The sequence below is a fragment of the Duganella dendranthematis genome, from assembly GCF_012849375.1.
In the GTDB taxonomy this organism is placed as follows: Bacteria; Pseudomonadota; Gammaproteobacteria; order Burkholderiales; family Burkholderiaceae_D; genus Rugamonas; species Rugamonas dendranthematis.
In genome coordinates, this window is the sequence record NZ_CP051684.1 from 68004 (window position 1) to 82380 (window position 14377).

18 protein-coding genes and 1 pseudogene are annotated in these 14377 nt (G+C 61.2%); 5 read left to right on the top strand and 14 right to left on the bottom strand.

The features are described 5' to 3' along the window. Positions 1-58: 58 nt before the first annotated feature. From HH213_RS00360 to HH213_RS00410, 11 genes and pseudogenes are all read right to left on the bottom strand, one after another. Complete coding sequence (locus HH213_RS00360) at positions 59-340, bottom strand: sigma-E factor negative regulatory protein (protein ID WP_169110059.1); 282 nt, start codon at positions 338-340, stop codon at positions 59-61. Between the two features lie 47 nt (positions 341-387). Further along, on the bottom strand, positions 388-990 hold the full coding sequence (gene rpoE / locus HH213_RS00365) for an RNA polymerase sigma factor RpoE (RefSeq protein WP_110848731.1): 603 nt from the start codon (positions 988-990) through the stop codon (positions 388-390). A gap of 77 nt (positions 991-1067) precedes the next feature. After that, positions 1068-1493 carry a protein YgfX gene (locus HH213_RS00370; protein ID WP_169110061.1) on the bottom strand — a complete coding sequence of 142 codons (426 nt, stop codon included), beginning with the start codon at positions 1491-1493 and terminating at the stop codon, positions 1068-1070. Between the two features lie 156 nt (positions 1494-1649). After that, on the bottom strand, positions 1650-2897 hold the full coding sequence (fabF, locus tag HH213_RS00375; RefSeq protein WP_110848733.1) for a beta-ketoacyl-ACP synthase II: 1248 nt from the start codon (positions 2895-2897) through the stop codon (positions 1650-1652). A 30-nt stretch (positions 2898-2927) separates the two neighbouring features. Further along, entirely contained in the window at positions 2928-3167 is a 240-nt protein-coding gene (gene acpP, locus HH213_RS00380) for an acyl carrier protein (RefSeq protein WP_055936274.1), read from the bottom strand. Positions 3168-3310: 143 nt separating this feature from the next. Further along, complete coding sequence (fabG, locus tag HH213_RS00385; protein WP_110848734.1) at positions 3311-4057, bottom strand: 3-oxoacyl-ACP reductase FabG; 747 nt, start codon at positions 4055-4057, stop codon at positions 3311-3313. Between the two features lie 48 nt (positions 4058-4105). After that, the gene (gene fabD, locus HH213_RS00390) at positions 4106-5041 is read right to left on the bottom strand and encodes an ACP S-malonyltransferase (protein WP_169110063.1); all 936 of its coding nucleotides are present in this window, start codon (positions 5039-5041) and stop codon (positions 4106-4108) included. A 100-nt stretch (positions 5042-5141) separates the two neighbouring features. Next, positions 5142-6125: a beta-ketoacyl-ACP synthase III gene (locus tag HH213_RS00395; RefSeq protein ID WP_308494520.1), complete on the bottom strand. Its 984-nt coding sequence runs from the start codon at positions 6123-6125 to the stop codon at positions 5142-5144. A 16-nt stretch (positions 6126-6141) separates the two neighbouring features. Then, a pseudogene (plsX, locus tag HH213_RS00400) lies at positions 6142-7202 on the bottom strand (phosphate acyltransferase PlsX). Between the two features lie 146 nt (positions 7203-7348). Further along, positions 7349-7531, bottom strand: a complete 183-nt coding sequence (gene rpmF / locus HH213_RS00405) for a 50S ribosomal protein L32 (RefSeq protein ID WP_072783806.1) — start codon at positions 7529-7531, stop codon at positions 7349-7351. Between the two features lie 162 nt (positions 7532-7693). Next, positions 7694-8239, bottom strand: coding sequence for a YceD family protein (locus HH213_RS00410; protein ID WP_308494521.1), 546 nt, complete (start codon positions 8237-8239; stop codon positions 7694-7696). Between the two features lie 77 nt (positions 8240-8316). On the opposite strand from HH213_RS00410, the gene HH213_RS00415 reads away from it, so the two are divergent. From HH213_RS00415 to HH213_RS00425, 3 genes are read left to right on the top strand one after another with little or no spacing between them, the layout of a single operon-like run. Further along, positions 8317-8907 carry a Maf-like protein gene (locus HH213_RS00415; RefSeq protein WP_169110065.1) on the top strand — a complete coding sequence of 197 codons (591 nt, stop codon included), beginning with the start codon at positions 8317-8319 and terminating at the stop codon, positions 8905-8907. A gap of 1 nt (position 8908) precedes the next feature. Beyond that, entirely contained in the window at positions 8909-9634 is a 726-nt protein-coding gene (locus HH213_RS00420) for an SAM-dependent methyltransferase (RefSeq protein WP_169110067.1), read from the top strand. Between the two features lies 1 nt (position 9635). Beyond that, complete coding sequence (locus HH213_RS00425) at positions 9636-10889, top strand: lipoprotein-releasing ABC transporter permease subunit (protein WP_169110069.1); 1254 nt, start codon at positions 9636-9638, stop codon at positions 10887-10889. 22 nt (positions 10890-10911) lie between these two features. Here HH213_RS00425 and HH213_RS00430 read toward each other — a convergent pair whose 3' ends face one another. Then, complete coding sequence (locus tag HH213_RS00430; RefSeq protein WP_169110071.1) at positions 10912-12177, bottom strand: EAL and HDOD domain-containing protein; 1266 nt, start codon at positions 12175-12177, stop codon at positions 10912-10914. Between the two features lie 45 nt (positions 12178-12222). Next, positions 12223-13182: a 23S rRNA (adenine(2030)-N(6))-methyltransferase RlmJ gene (locus HH213_RS00435; RefSeq protein WP_110848742.1), complete on the bottom strand. Its 960-nt coding sequence runs from the start codon at positions 13180-13182 to the stop codon at positions 12223-12225. A 165-nt stretch (positions 13183-13347) separates the two neighbouring features. Here HH213_RS00435 and HH213_RS00440 point away from each other — a divergent pair, with 165 nt between their 5' ends. Next, on the top strand, positions 13348-13623 hold the full coding sequence (locus HH213_RS00440; RefSeq protein ID WP_169110073.1) for a hypothetical protein: 276 nt from the start codon (positions 13348-13350) through the stop codon (positions 13621-13623). After that, a complete protein-coding gene (locus tag HH213_RS00445; RefSeq protein WP_229263236.1) occupies positions 13607-13822 on the top strand; it encodes a hypothetical protein in 216 nt (71 codons plus the stop codon). Before HH213_RS00440 ends, HH213_RS00445 begins: the two co-directional genes overlap by 17 nt. A gap of 44 nt (positions 13823-13866) precedes the next feature. Here the strand turns inward: HH213_RS00445 and rraA are convergent, their stop codons facing one another. Then, entirely contained in the window at positions 13867-14361 is a 495-nt protein-coding gene (gene rraA / locus HH213_RS00450; protein ID WP_110848744.1) for a ribonuclease E activity regulator RraA, read from the bottom strand. Positions 14362-14377 lie beyond the last annotated feature (16 nt).

Genomic DNA, 14377 nt, shown 5'->3' on the forward strand with positions numbered 1-14377 from the left:
CATGGTAAGCGAAAACTCGCTCCACCGTATGCGCCACAAGATTATAAGGGGATCAGGCTTAGGGGAAAATGATGGCGGCGGGCATATCTTCAAGAGCGGCCGGCGCGGGCTGATATGGCGCCTCGGCCGCCAGCCGCGCCGCCAGACGGGCGCTGAAGCCGTCGCTGAGCTCGCCGCCGGGCGTGCTGCGCAGCACGTCGCCGGTCAGGTGATAGGCGCGCCAGGCGGCCTGTCCGGCGCTGGTGTCCAGTGCGGCCAGGGCCAGCTCGCGTTCGCTGTCCGGCAAGGCGCCGTCAGCCAGTGCCGAGATATGTTCACGCAGTTTTTTGTCGGTGTCCATAGCTATCCCGCCATCTCAAGTTGCCGAATAACATCATCATTCCTGCCTTACCAGCGCTTGTCAACCGGCATATCCAGCAGGGGCCGCAATTTTTCGGCGATGACTTCGCGGGCGCGGAAGATGCGACTGCGCACGGTGCCGATCGGACAGGCCATGATGTCGGAAATTTCTTCATAGCTCAGCCCTTCGATCTCGCGCAGGGCGATCGCGGTACGCAAGTCCACCGGCAACGCGTCCATGGCCGCATTGACGGTCTGGGCGATCTGTTTGCTGGCCAGCATGGACTCTGGCGTATTGATGTCGCGCAAATGCTCGCCATCGTTAAATCCTTCGGCATGTTCATGATCGGCATCGGCAGACGTGAGCGTGCGCCGCCCCTGCGTCGCCAGGTGGTTCTTGGCGGTATTGATGCCGATGCGGTACAGCCAGGTGTAGAAAGCCGAATCGCCGCGGAAATGCCGCAACGCCCGGTACGCCTTGATAAAGGTTTCCTGCACCACGTCCTCTGCCTCGGCCGGGTCGTGCACGATACGCGACAGCAAGCGCATCAGCCGGCGTTGGTACTTCGCCACCAGCATGTCAAACGCCTGCTTGTCGCCATCGCGGACCCGCTCGACCAGCAATTGGTCACACTCGCGTTCTGTCGTCACTCCTGCATTCCTCGATGGCCTGCAGCGCAGCCGATTCGTATAGTCATATGCTATAGAGTTAGCCCGCTGCAAGAAGTTCACACTGCCGGTGTGTTTATTTCGGTGCGCGCCGCCGCGCGGCACGCCAGCGCCAACGCGCGCCACTGCTGCGGCGCCACGCTGTCCGGCAGCACCGCCAGTACCTGCACCTTGCCGTCCGCAGCCACGAGCCGCAGCAACAGCAAGCGCGGCCATAAGGTCGAGCCGCCCAGCAGGCGCAGCGCGCTGCCGTTGTGCTGGTATACCGCCAGCCGCAATTGGCCGACACCGGATATATCAAGCTGGCGTGCAATAGCCGGCGGGCGTCCGCCCAGCCAGGCGACGATGCCGGCCAACAGGCACAACAGCGGCGCCACCACGCCGGGGCAGGCGGCGGCGGACGCCATCACGCAACAGCACAGGCCGGCATGCGCAATGCGCAAGCCGCGCGAGGGGCGAACGATGACAGACACCGCGACCGACATGACGGCAGCACCACAAACACATGAATAAAAATTGGGGGATACTTCGTGGAAGCGCCGGCCGCAAGGCCGGGCAATTCAGGCGCCGGCGAGTGCCGGCGCCGAATTCTCGCTCACCCTGATTGGACAGGACGAGACGAGAATTGGTTCAAACTTTTTTTACACTTTACCGAAGACCAGGCTGCCGTTGGTGCCGCCGAAGCCGAACGAGTTTTTGACTGCATACTCGATCTTCATGTCGCGCGCCGTGTTGGCAACAAAGTCCAGGTCGCATGCCGGATCCTGGTTGAAGATGTTGATGGTGGGCGGCGACACCTGATGGTGTACTGCCAGCACCGTAAACACCGACTCCAGACCGCCCGCGCCGCCCAGCAAGTGGCCGGTCATCGACTTGGTCGAATTGACCACCAGCTTTTTGGCGTGGTCGCCGAAAGTGCGCTTGATGCCCTGCACTTCCGCCACGTCGCCTTGCGGCGTCGAGGTGCCGTGCGCATTCACATACTGCACCTGGTCCGGATTGATGCCGGCGTCGCGCAGCGCGGCTTGCGCCGACTTACTGCCACCGCTGCCATCTTCCAGAGGCGAAGTCATGTGATACGCATCCGCGCTCATGCCAAAGCCGAGCACTTCCGCATAGATCTTGGCGCCGCGCGCCTTGGCGTGTTCGTACTCCTCGAGCACCATCACGCCCGCACCTTCGCCCAGCACAAAGCCGTCGCGGTCCGCATCCCATGGACGGGAAGCGGTGGCCGGATCGTCGTTGCGGGACGACAGCGCCTTGGCCGAGGCGAAACCGCCCAGGCCCAGCGGCGACACGGTCGATTCAGCGCCACCCGCCACCATGACGTCGGCATCGCCGTACTCAATCATGCGCGCGGCGGCGCCGATGCAATGCAGGCCGGTGGTGCAAGCCGTCACGATCGACAGGTTAGGACCACGCATGCCGTACTTGATCGACAGGTTGCCCGAGATCATATTAATGATCGAGGCCGGCACGAAGAACGGCGAGATACGGCGCGGACCGCGCTTGTCGTAATCTTCCTTTTGCTCTTCGATCATCGGCAGACCGCCGATACCGGAACCGACGATCACGCCGATACGGTCGGCGTTTTCTTCGGTGACAACCACGCCCGAGTCTTGCACAGCCTGGATGCCGGCCGCCATGCCGTAATGGATGAAGGTATCCATGTGGCGGGCTTCTTTCGCGGAAATATAATCCTCGATGTTGAAGCCTTTGACTTCACCGGCAAAGCGGGTGCTGAAAGCTGTTGCGTCAAACTTGGTGATGGTGGCAATACCGGATTTACCCTCGACGGCTGCGGCCCACGTATCGGCAATGTTATTGCCAATCGGAGTCACGGCGCCCAGGCCGGTAATGACAACACGACGGTTTTTAGAACCTCTCAAGCGATTCTCCTAAAGTCGATCGGGCAGAAATTACGCCTTGACGTGAGCGGTAGCGTAGTCGATCGCTTGCTGCACGGTGGTGATTTTCTCTGCTTGTTCGTCAGGGATTTCCATTTCGAACTCGTCTTCCAGGGCCATCACCAGTTCAACGGTGTCCAGCGAGTCAGCGCCCAGATCGTCAACGAACGACGATTCGGTTTTGATGTCTGCTTCGGCGACGCCCAGTTGTTCAGCGACGATTTTCTTAACGCGTTGTTCGATATCCGACATGTTATGGCTCCATTTGTTTGTTACGGAAAGCGCGCATTTTATCAGGTTTGCGCACTGAAAAACTAATTTCGGTGAGTGCTGCTAAATATACCGAAATTACTACTAAAAGATTTGAAAGGGCTTTTAAATTGTGCCCATTCTCATCAGTTTACGTACATACCGCCATTCACGTGCAACGTGGTGCCGGTAATATAAGCGGCTTGCGGCGACGCCAGGAAGGCGACGGCCGCGGCGATATCCTCCGGCTTGCCGAGGCGCGCCAGCGGAATCTGGGTCAGCAAGGCGGCGTGCTGTTCGTCGCCCAGGGCCTTGGTCATATCGGTATCGATGAAGCCCGGCGCCACACTGTTGACGGTGATGTTGCGGCTGCCGATTTCACGCGCCAGCGCGCGCGTCATGCCTTCCACGCCGGCCTTGGCGGCGGCGTAGTTGATCTGGCCCGGATTGCCGGTCGACGCCACCACCGAGGTGATGTTGATGATGCGGCCGTTCTTGGCCTTCATCATGCCGCGCAGCACGCCGCGCGACAGGCGGCCGACCGAGGTCAGGTTGGTGGCGATGACGTTATCCCACTCTTCATCCTTCATGCGCATGGCCAGCTGGTCCTGGGTGATGCCGGCGTTGTTGACCAGGATGCCGACCGCGCCATAGGTCTTGCTGATGTCGTCGATGATAGCCGAGCACGCTTCGGCGTTGGTAACGTTCAGCACCATACCCTTGCCGGCTTCCGCGCCGATCTCGGCCAGGTAAGCGGAAATCGCTTCCGCGCCGGCTTCGGTGGTGGCGGTACCGATCACTTTCGCGCCCTGGCGCGCCAGTTCCTGGGCAATCGCCTTGCCGATGCCACGCGATGCGCCCGTTACCAGGGCGACTTGATTTGCTAAAGTCATGGAAGTCCTTCTACAGTAAATACGGAGTGTGCCTGAAACCGCAAACGATTATTTGAGTTCGCTCAACACGCGGTCCAGCGTGGCTTGATCATAAATCGCGTCGCCCACCAGATTGGCGTCGATGCGCTTGGTCAGCCCCATCAGCACTTTGCCCGGACCGCACTCGACCACCTTGGTGACGCCGTCGGCGGCGATCTTCTGCACGGTTTCCACCCAGCGCACCGGCGCGGCGGCCTGGCGCACCAGCGCGTCCTTGATCGCGGCCGGATCGTTCAGCACGGCGACGTCGACGTTGTTGATCAGTTCGATCTGCGGCGCAGCGAAGGTAATGTTGGCCAGGTAGTCGCGCAGGCGGTCCGACGCCGGCTTCAGCAGCGACGAGTGGAACGGCGCCGACACCGGCAGTTTCATGGCGCGCTTGGCGCCCTTGCCCTTGGCGATCTCGCAGGCGCGCTCAACGGCGGCGGTATCGCCCGCGATGACGACCTGCGCCGGCGCGTTGAAGTTGACGGCCTCGACCACGCCACCAGCGGCGGCGGCTTCGGCGCAAGCGGCACGGACATCGTCATCCGACAAGCCCAGCACCACGGCCATGGTGCCCTGACCGACCGGCACCGCTTCCTGCATGGCTTGCGCACGGAAGCGCACCAGCGGCACCGCGTCCTTGAACGAGATCACGCCGGCCGCCACCAGCGCCGAGTATTCGCCCAGGCTGTGGCCGGCCACCACCGACGGCACCGGGCCGCCGGCCGCGATCCAGGCGCGGTAAGTGGCGACCGCAGCGGTCAGCATCACCGGCTGGGTGTTGGTGGTCAGGTCCAGTTCTTCTTTCGGGCCTTCGGCGATCAGTTTGCCGAGGTCGAAGCCGAGCGCTTCCGACGCTTCGGCGACGGTCTGTGCAACGACCGGATTACCGGCAAAGCCGTCCAGCATCGCAATCGCTTGCGAACCTTGGCCTGGGAATACAAAAGCAAATTTAGTCATGACTTCCATCCATCTCTTTTATTATTGGCAGCAAAGCTATCATCGAAACATGACAGCGCTGCTACCGTTGAGTCCGTTAGAACTCTAATTCTAATTCAGGTCAAAAACGTAGCAGAACAGCGCCCCAGGTGAAGCCACCGCCGACACCTTCCAGCATCAGGTTCTGACCACGCTTGACGCGACCATCGCGCACCGCGGCGTCCAGCGCCAGCGGAATCGATGCAGCCGAGGTATTGCCGTGCTGATCCACTGTGACCACCATTTTGTCCATTGGCAGGCCCAGCTTTTTGGCGGTGCTGCTCATGATGCGCAGATTGGCCTGGTGAGGGATCAGCCAGTCAATTTCTTCCGCTTGCATCTTGGCTTTTTCCAGCGCCTCGTCGGCCACTTTGGCCAGCACCGAGACAGCCAGCTTGAATACTGCCGGGCCATCCATGTACAGGTAGGCTTCGCCGGCGGTAGCGCCGCCAAAACTATGCGGCATGCACAGGATGTCGGAATGGCTGCCGTCCGCATGCAGCGCGGTCGACAGGATGCCCGGCTGGTCCGATGCGCTCAGCACGACAGCGCCGGCGCCATCGCCGAACAGCACGCAGGTGGTGCGGTCGTTAAAATCGAGAATACGGGAGAACACTTCCGAGCCGATCACCAGCACGTTCTTGTGCACGCCGGCGCGGATGAACGCATCGGCGGTGGACAGCGCATAGACGAAGCCGCTGCAGACAGCCTGCACGTCGACGGCGGCGCCGTGGTTGGTGATGCCCAGTTTCTGCTGCACGATGCAGGCGGTGCTGGGGAAGCTGCCGAAGAAATCCGGCGTCGAGCTGGCCACGATGATCAGGTCGATATCGTTGGGCTGCAAACCAGCCATGTCCAGCGCGTTGTTGGCGGCCTTGACTGCCAGGTCGGACGATTTCTCATCCGCTGCGGCAAAGTGACGCGCCGCGATGCCGCTGCGGCTGACGATCCACTCGTCCGAGGTTTCGATGCCTTTGGCAGCGAGTTGATCAGCCAATTCCTGGTTGGTCACCCGCTTGGCCGGCAGGTAGCTGCCGGTGCCGAGAATTTTGCTATACAAAGTCATGCCGTTTTACCGTCCACTAAATAGTTGAGCTGGGTACTTCCGGTGTTTCGGTGTTACGCGGCATCAGCTCGGCGATCAGGGTCGAAATGTGCGGCAACACGTCATTTTTTGCAGCATCATACGCCCGCTTGATCGCCCATTCAAAGGAATATGCGTCGGCGCCGCCATGGCTCTTGAAGACCAGGCCGCGCAGGCCCAGCAGGCTGGCGCCGTTGTAACGCGACGGGGACAGGCGTTTTTTAATATTGTTCAGCGCGCCGCGACCGATCAATGCGCTCAGCATGGTCAGCGGGTTGCGGGTGAATTCCGATTTGACGGTATCGGCAAAGAAGCGGGCCACGCCCTCCACTGCCTTCAGTGTGACGTTGCCGGTAAAGCCGTCGCACACCACCAGGTCGGTCGTGCCCTTGAAGATATCGTTGCCTTCGACGTTGCCGTGGAAGTTCAACGCGCCACGCTCGTGGTCGGCTTGCAGCAGCTTGCTGGTGGCCTTGACCACGTCGTTGCCCTTGATGTCCTCGGTGCCGACGTTCAGCAGGCCGATGGTCGGGCGGGCGATGTTTTCCATCGACGACACCAGCACCGACCCCATGATGGCGAACTGGTGCAGGTGATGCGGTTCGCAATCGACGTTGGCGCCCAGGTCCAGCATATAGGTCGGGCCGCCCTTTTGATTGGGCATGATGCTGCAGATGGCCGGGCGATCGACGCCGCTCATGGTCTTCAGCACATAACGGGCGACCGCCATCAGCGCGCCGGTATTGCCGGCCGAGACGGAGGCCTGGGCGTTGCCGGCTTTGACTTGCTCGATGGCGACGCGCATCGACGAATCCTTCTTGCGGCGCAGGGCCACTTCCAGAGGATCGTCCATGGTAACTTGTTCGGAGGCGTGCACCACACTCAGACGCGGGTGGGCGTCGGCATGGTGTTTCTTCAGTTCGGCGCGGATGACGTCTTCGAGACCGACAAGGATCAGCTCGGCATCAGGCTCACGTTTAACGAAGGAAACAGCTGCGGGGATAGTGACTGAGGGCCGTGATCGCCACCCATGCAGTCGATAGAAATTTTGATTGTCATTGTTATGGCAAGCAGCGGGACCGCGACTTCCGGACTCCGCGTTGGAACATGACGGTGTGCAAAACCAAATTGCAGCCGATTAAAAAAGAAAAAGCGATGCTACGCAAGTCAGCACCGCCTATTTCCAGGTCCAGCAAAAGCGTCGATTACTCGTCGTTTTTGGTTTTCAGGACTTTGCGACCACGGTAGAAGCCGTTAGGGCTGATGTGGTGACGCAGGTGGGTTTCACCGGTGGTTGGCTCGATTGCCAGTTGTGGAGCAACCAGGAAATCGTGCGAACGGTGCATACCGCGCTTCGATGGGGATTTTTTGTTCTGTTGAACTGCCATGTTAATGACTCCTAATACATAAGTTCTAAAATTCTAACACAATCGATCAGCATACAACATGCGAATCGAGCCCTACTACATTGCACTGCTAACTTGCCAAGACTCGATTTGCACGCGTTCTGACACGTTCTTTACTACGAAGTTTCTTCAACTTCTAACTACTTATTCGGGTTTGAGGCTCTTCAGAGCATCGAAGGGCGAGATCTTCTCGCTTTTCGCTTTGTCCAACAGGCTGGAATCCGGGCAGACATCGTGACGTGACGATTGTGGCAAGGCCAGCAACGCTTCGTCTTCCACCAGGTACATCAGCTCCATGTTGCGACTTCCAACAATGACGTCGATCGATTCGTCGTCTATCGTCGCTTCAATTTCGTCCGCCTGTTCATCGTCCTTACCCAGCATCAGCACGGTCGACGAATCGAGGTGGTGAGCGTAAGGCTGCAGGCAGCGCTGGCAAATCAGTTGCACGGTGCCGTTGACCGACAGCGTCATCTGCGGAAAGCCCAGTTTATGGGTACTGCCGACTGCCTGCCAGGCGATCTCGCCGGACGGATCCGCACATTCCTTGGCCAGACGGGTCATTTCCGCAACGGGGGTCACGCCATCCCTGCTGCTGTTGGTCCGACAGAATTCAAAGGTGTCGATCACAAGAGCATTCATTACAGAGGTTCCCCGGAAAACCTGCGATAATAGCAGGGTTTTCGACATTAAGTCAAAGCCTTAGCGATTTTTGCGACATTATTGTCGCTTCCAGCGCCGGCGACAGAGCATATAACATTCCCCTCATGACATCAAGTTTACTCGTACTGGCTTCCAGCTCCGCCTACCGCAAAGAATTATTATCGCGCCTGCAACTGCCGTTCGAGGTGGCCGTGCCGGCCATCGACGAGTCCCCGCAGCCGGGCGAGATGCCAAGCGCCACCGCGCTGCGGCTGGCGCTGGAAAAAGCCGCCGCCGTGGCCGCCAGGATGCCGGGCGCCATCGTCATCGGCTCCGACCAGGTTGCCACGCTGGATGACGAACAGATCGGCAAGCCGGGCAACCACGCCAACGCGCTGGCGCAATTGCAGAAAATGCGCGGCCGCGAGGTCGTCTTCCACACCGCGCTGTGCGTATGGGACGGCCGCGACGGCAGCCACCAGCTGCAAGACATCCAGACCGTGGTCCAGTTCCGCGACCTGCCGGATGCCGAGCTGGACGCCTATCTGCGCATCGAGCAACCCTACGACTGCGCCGGCAGCGCCAAGAACGAGGCGCTGGGCATCGCCATCCTCGAACGCATCGACAGCAACGACCCGACCGCCCTCACCGGCTTGCCATTAATCGCGCTGACAGGCATGCTGCGCAATATTGGCATCACCTTCTTCCAACAATAATATGACCGGCACCCTCTTTTTAATCCCGAACACCCTGGGCGAGACCGAAGCGCTCGCCAATGTGCTGCCTGAACAGGTCCAGCGCATCACCTCGCAGCTCGACTACTTCGTGGCGGAAAACGCCAAGACCGCACGCGCTTTTCTCAAACTGGTCGGCGCCCAGCATCCGCTGTGCAAGCCGATGCAGGAAATCAAAATCGCCGAACTCAACGTCAACACCCCAGCCGCCGCACTGACCGACCTGCTGGCGCCGCTGCTGGCGGGCCAGGATGGCGGCCTGGTGTCGGAAGCCGGCGTGCCGGCTGTGGCCGATCCCGGTGCCGACCTGGTGCGGCTGGCGCATCAGCACAAGATCCCGGTGCGGCCGCTGGTCGGGCCGTCGTCGCTGCTGCTGGCCGTCATGGCGAGCGGCCTGAACGGCCAGAGCTTCGCCTTCAACGGCTACCTGCCCACCGATGCTGCCCAGCGTGACAAGCGCATCAAGGAACTGGAACTGCGCTCGCGCAAGGAAAAGCAAACTCAGCTCTTCATCGAAACCCCGTACCGCAACGCCGCCATGCTGGAAGCGCTGGTGGCGGCCTGCGCGCCGGTCACGCTGGTGTGCGTGGCGACCGATCTGAGTCTGCCCTCCGAAACCATCCGCACCATGACGGCGGCGCAGTGGAAAACCGCGCCGGCGCCGGACTTCCACAAGAAGCCGACCGTATTCCTGCTGCTGGGGCAATAAGATGACGACGCCTTATGAATGGCTGATCGGCCTGCGCTACATCCGTGCCGGCCGCCGCAGTGGCCGTAACAGCTACATCTCCTTCATGTCGCTGGTGTCGATTGCCGGCGTCGGCCTTGGCGTAGCGGCGCTGATCGTCGTACTGTCGGTGATGAACGGCTTCCAGCGCGACGTCGGCGCGCGCATGATCTCGATCCTGTCGCACATCGAAGTGTTTGATGCGCGCGGCATCCTGACGGACTGGCAAGCGACCGCGCGCGACGCCGAACGCAATCCGGCGGTCAAGGGCGCCGCCCCCTTCGTCGAACTGCCGGGCATGCTGCTGCAGGAAGACAGCATGAAACCGGCGCTGCTGCGCGGCATCCTGCCGGCACAGGAAGCCCAGGTCGCCGACTTCATGCAAGGCAAGAACGCCGCCGCGCTGGACCTGCTGAAAGCGGGCGCCAAGCAGATCGTGCTGGGCTCGGAACTGGCCAAGGCGCTGCACGTCAAGGCAGGCGACCACATCGTGCTGGCGATGCCGTCGCAGCAGTCGACCGTCAACAACCTGATGCCGCAGACCTACCGCTTCACAGTGGCGGGCACGTTTGAAGTCGGGCATTTTGAATTCGACTCCGGCATGGCCTTCATTCACATGCAGGATGCGGAAGACATTCTGCACCTGACCGCGCCGATGGGCCTGCGCCTGCGCATCACCGACGCCAACCAGGCGCCGCAGATCGCGCACGAACTGAAGAACAACCTCAGCGGCAACTACCTGGTGCGCGACTGGACCCAGCGCAATTCCACCTGGTTTGCCGCCGTGCAGAGCCAGAAGCACATGATGTTCATCATCCTGACGCTGATCGTGGCCGTGGCCGCGTTCAACGTGGTGGCGATGCTGGTGATGTCGGTGACCGACAAGCGCGCCGACATCGCCATTTTGCGCACGCTGGGTGCGCGCCCGGCGTCGATCATGAAGATCTTCATGGTGCAGGGTTTGCTGTCGGGCCTGATGGGCGTGGCGGCCGGCGCCACGCTGGGCATCCTGATCGCGTGGAACCTGCCGCAAATCGCCAGCGGCATCGAACACCTGCTGGGCATCCAGCTGCTCGACAAGAATATCTACTTCATCACCTCGGTGCCGTCGCAGCTGTTGTGGAGCGATGTGACCGGCGTGGTGGGCGTGGCGGTCGTGCTGTCTTTCCTGTCCACGCTGTATCCGAGCTGGTGGGCCACCCGCGCCAATCCGGCCGAAGCCTTGCGCTACGAGTAAAACCGGGGTCAAACCCGAAATTTTAAATGTTGCGGGTGTAGTCAGTGACCCACTCGATGGCGGCCAGCTGGATGGAGTAGAGGTCGGATGGCCGCAGGCTGAGCTGATGCAGCATCTGCGCCAGCACACGGCCGTCGCGGCCGCTTTCGAGGTGTTCGATCAGGCTCAGCATGCTGCCGTAGTCGCCGGCGCGGTGCAGCAAGGCGCCGCGCACGTCGTCCAGCACGTTGACGCTTTCCAGCACGTCGTGCATGTGGATCGAGAACAAGGTGTCCATCAGCGACATCACCCCCACCGTGAAGCCGATGTCGGCGCTGACCCGCTGGCCCGGCTGCCGGTGCTCCACCATCAATTCCATCGTCTTGCCGCGCGTGGTGGCCAGTTGCAGCAACGGTGAGGTGAATTCCTGCGTGCCGCCATTCTTCACGTACAGCAGGATCTGCAACCAGCGCCGCAGCTGGCGCCGCCCCAGCACCATTAGCGCATGGCTGACCGAGTTGATGCGCTGCCGCGCGCCGACCGCCGGCGTGTTCACCAGTCGCAGCAGGTTCAGCGTGATCAGCGCGTCATGTTTGACGCTACGTTCGATCTCGGCGCTGCTGGCGTCCTTGTCCAGCAATTCCAGCAGATGCAGCACGCTCATCTGCGAGGGCGAGATCTTCTTGCCGCTCAAAATCACCGGCCGCGCAAAGTAATAGCCCTGGAAGTATTCGAAGCCGAGGTCCATGCACTGCTGGAACTCTTCGACGGTCTCGACCTTCTCAGCCAGCAGCTTCTGCTTGGGATTCTTCAGCACCCGCGCCAGCGCCGGCAAGGTGCCGGGCTGCATATCCTTGATATCGACCTTGATCACGTCGCACAGCGGCGTCAGTTTCTGCACATCCTCCGTGTGACCGATCACATCGTCCAGTGCAAACCTGAAGCCGGCCTCCTTCAGTTCGCGCACGCGCGCCAGCACTTCCGGCGTGGCTTTGACGGTTTCCAGGAGTTCGAGGATGACTTTGTCGTTCGGCAGAAAGCGAATGAAGTCGCTCATCAGCCCGACCGCGTCGACGTTCACGAACGCCATCTGGTCGCCCACCACCTGCCCCATGCCCAGCTCGGATGCGTGGGCGATGACGGTTGCGGTGGCCTGGATATCGTCGGTGACGTGCGCGCCGTTGTAGGAGCCGGCGTCGCGGAACAGCAGCTCATACGCCACCAGCCGCTGTCCCCGGTTGAGGATAGGCTGGCGCGCGAGGAAGAAATTATCCGCTAATTTCGGTGAGGCCGGCGAAGCTAACATCATGGGGAGCTCCCAGTGTCAATCTGCTTGTCCCCAGCCTATACCTAATTATGTACTCTTTACAATATTTTTCTGGCGGATAGGCGGGCGGCGCTCGCTAGTGTTGCGCGTACCCGTCGTCTGCGTGCCCGTCTCCAGCGTAAAGCGCGCGCCGGCGTCCTGGCCCAGCGCTTTCACCAGCCACGGCATGACTTCCTTGAGCATCGGTTCCAGCGTGTACGGCGGGTTCAGGATGAACATGCCGCTGCTGTGCAGGCCGCCAATCCCGTCCGGCATCGGCGTCTTGATCGTCAACACCACGTTCAGCCATTGCGCGGCCGGTAGCTGCTTGAGCTTGTCGGCGAACTGGCGCGATTCCATCCGTTGCAGCAGCGGATACCAGACCGCGTAGGTCCCGGTCGGGAAGCGGCCCAGCGCTTCGGCCAGCACGTCCTTGGTCTTTTTGTAGTCCTGCTTGTCTTCATACGGCGGATCGATCAGCACCAGCGCGCGGCGCGACGGCGGCGGCAGCAGCGCTTTCAGTGCGGCGAAACCATCGCCACGCGTGACCAGCACGCGCTTGCCGCGCACGGTCGAGCGAATACCCTGCTGCGCAGCATGCTCGTCCAGCTTGCGGAAGTTATCCGCCAGCAGCTTGGAGTCGGCGGGGTGCAGCTCGAACAGGCGCAGGCGGTCCTGCTCGCGCGCCACCTTGTCGGCCACGTATGGCGAGCCCGGGTAGTAGCGCATCTTGCCGCTCGGGTTCATGCCGCGCACCAGGTCAACGTACTCCTTGACCGGCGCCGGCATGTCCGTCAGGTTCCACAGCGGGCCGATGCCGGTGTCGTACTCAGCATTCTTGGATGCGAACGCGCCGTCCAGCTCGTAGACGCCGGCGCCCGAATGGGTGTCGATGTAGCTGTAGGCCACATCTTTCTGATTCAGGTACTGCAGCAACTGGATGGTGATGAAGTGCTTGAGCACGTCGGCGTGGTTACCCGCGTGAAAGGCATGGCGGTAAGAGAACATAAGCTGGTGATCCTGATTGATTCAATCCGACATTATCCCTCAGATCGCGCCGGCAACCAAAAAAAGCCCGCATATCGTTTGCATCAAAGCGCCTGCATGCTGGCTGACTAAGATGGAACTGCTGCGTCGGCATCCGTTGGCGCAGCATATTTCATGGAGGAGATTATGGCTTTCAATAATGTAGGGCCGCTGACCTTCCTGGCGCCCGGCCAAGCCGTCACCTGGAGTTATACCTACGGCGGCGACCGCGGCACCCAGTTTGCGTCGGCAGACGTCAAAACGCCCAACCAGGGCGCCGTCCACCTGGCCGACCAGCAGCGCAAGGCCAAGGACAACAATGGCAACGCCACGTACTTCGTCACCATCCACAACCAGGGCGTCGGCGGCTGCTTCCACAACCTGCAAGGCGGGGGATGTCATGAAGATGACCATCGTAACTGACGTGCACGGCAACGTGCTGGGCGCCGTCCAGGGGCATAACCTGACGGAGAAGAAAGATGGTGTGGAGGCCACGGTGTCGTTCGCGCCGGGCCACGCCACCCATATGATCGAAGTCGACGATGACCTGACCACGGTCGATGATGTCGACGAATTCCAGCAACGCCTGCGCAGCCATCTGCAGAAACACCAGCAGCCTTAAGCAAGGCCAAGCCGCAGCGACGGTGCCGCTGCGGCTTCTTTTCCTCAAGCCAGCTTTTGCTGCGCAATCAGCACGCCGTCGGCATCGGCATAAATCCAGTCACCCGGATTGACCGGCACGCCGGCGATCTGCACCCGCACATTGCGTTCGCCCACGCCCTTCTTGCTGCTTTTTTGCGGATGCGCCGCCAGCGCGCGCACGCCGATGTCGCAGGCGTTGATTTCCTCGGTATCGCGGATGCAACCGTCAACGATGATGCCGGACCAGCCGTTGTCCTGCGCCAGCAAACCCAGCTGACCGCCGACCAGCGCCCGCCGCAGGCTGCCGCCGCCGTCCACCACCAGCACATTGCCGTCGCCCGGCGTTTCCAGCATGGCGCGCACCATGGCGTTGTCTTCATGCACCTTCAGCGTCACCACGCGGCCGCAAAAGCGTACCCGCTGGCCGTAGTGCTTGAACACCGGCGGCAGCACGTTCAGACGCCCGTCTTCCAGCAGGTTGGCGTGGTCGTCGCACAAATCGGTGGTGGCAAAACTCATGGCGGTTCCTTGCATC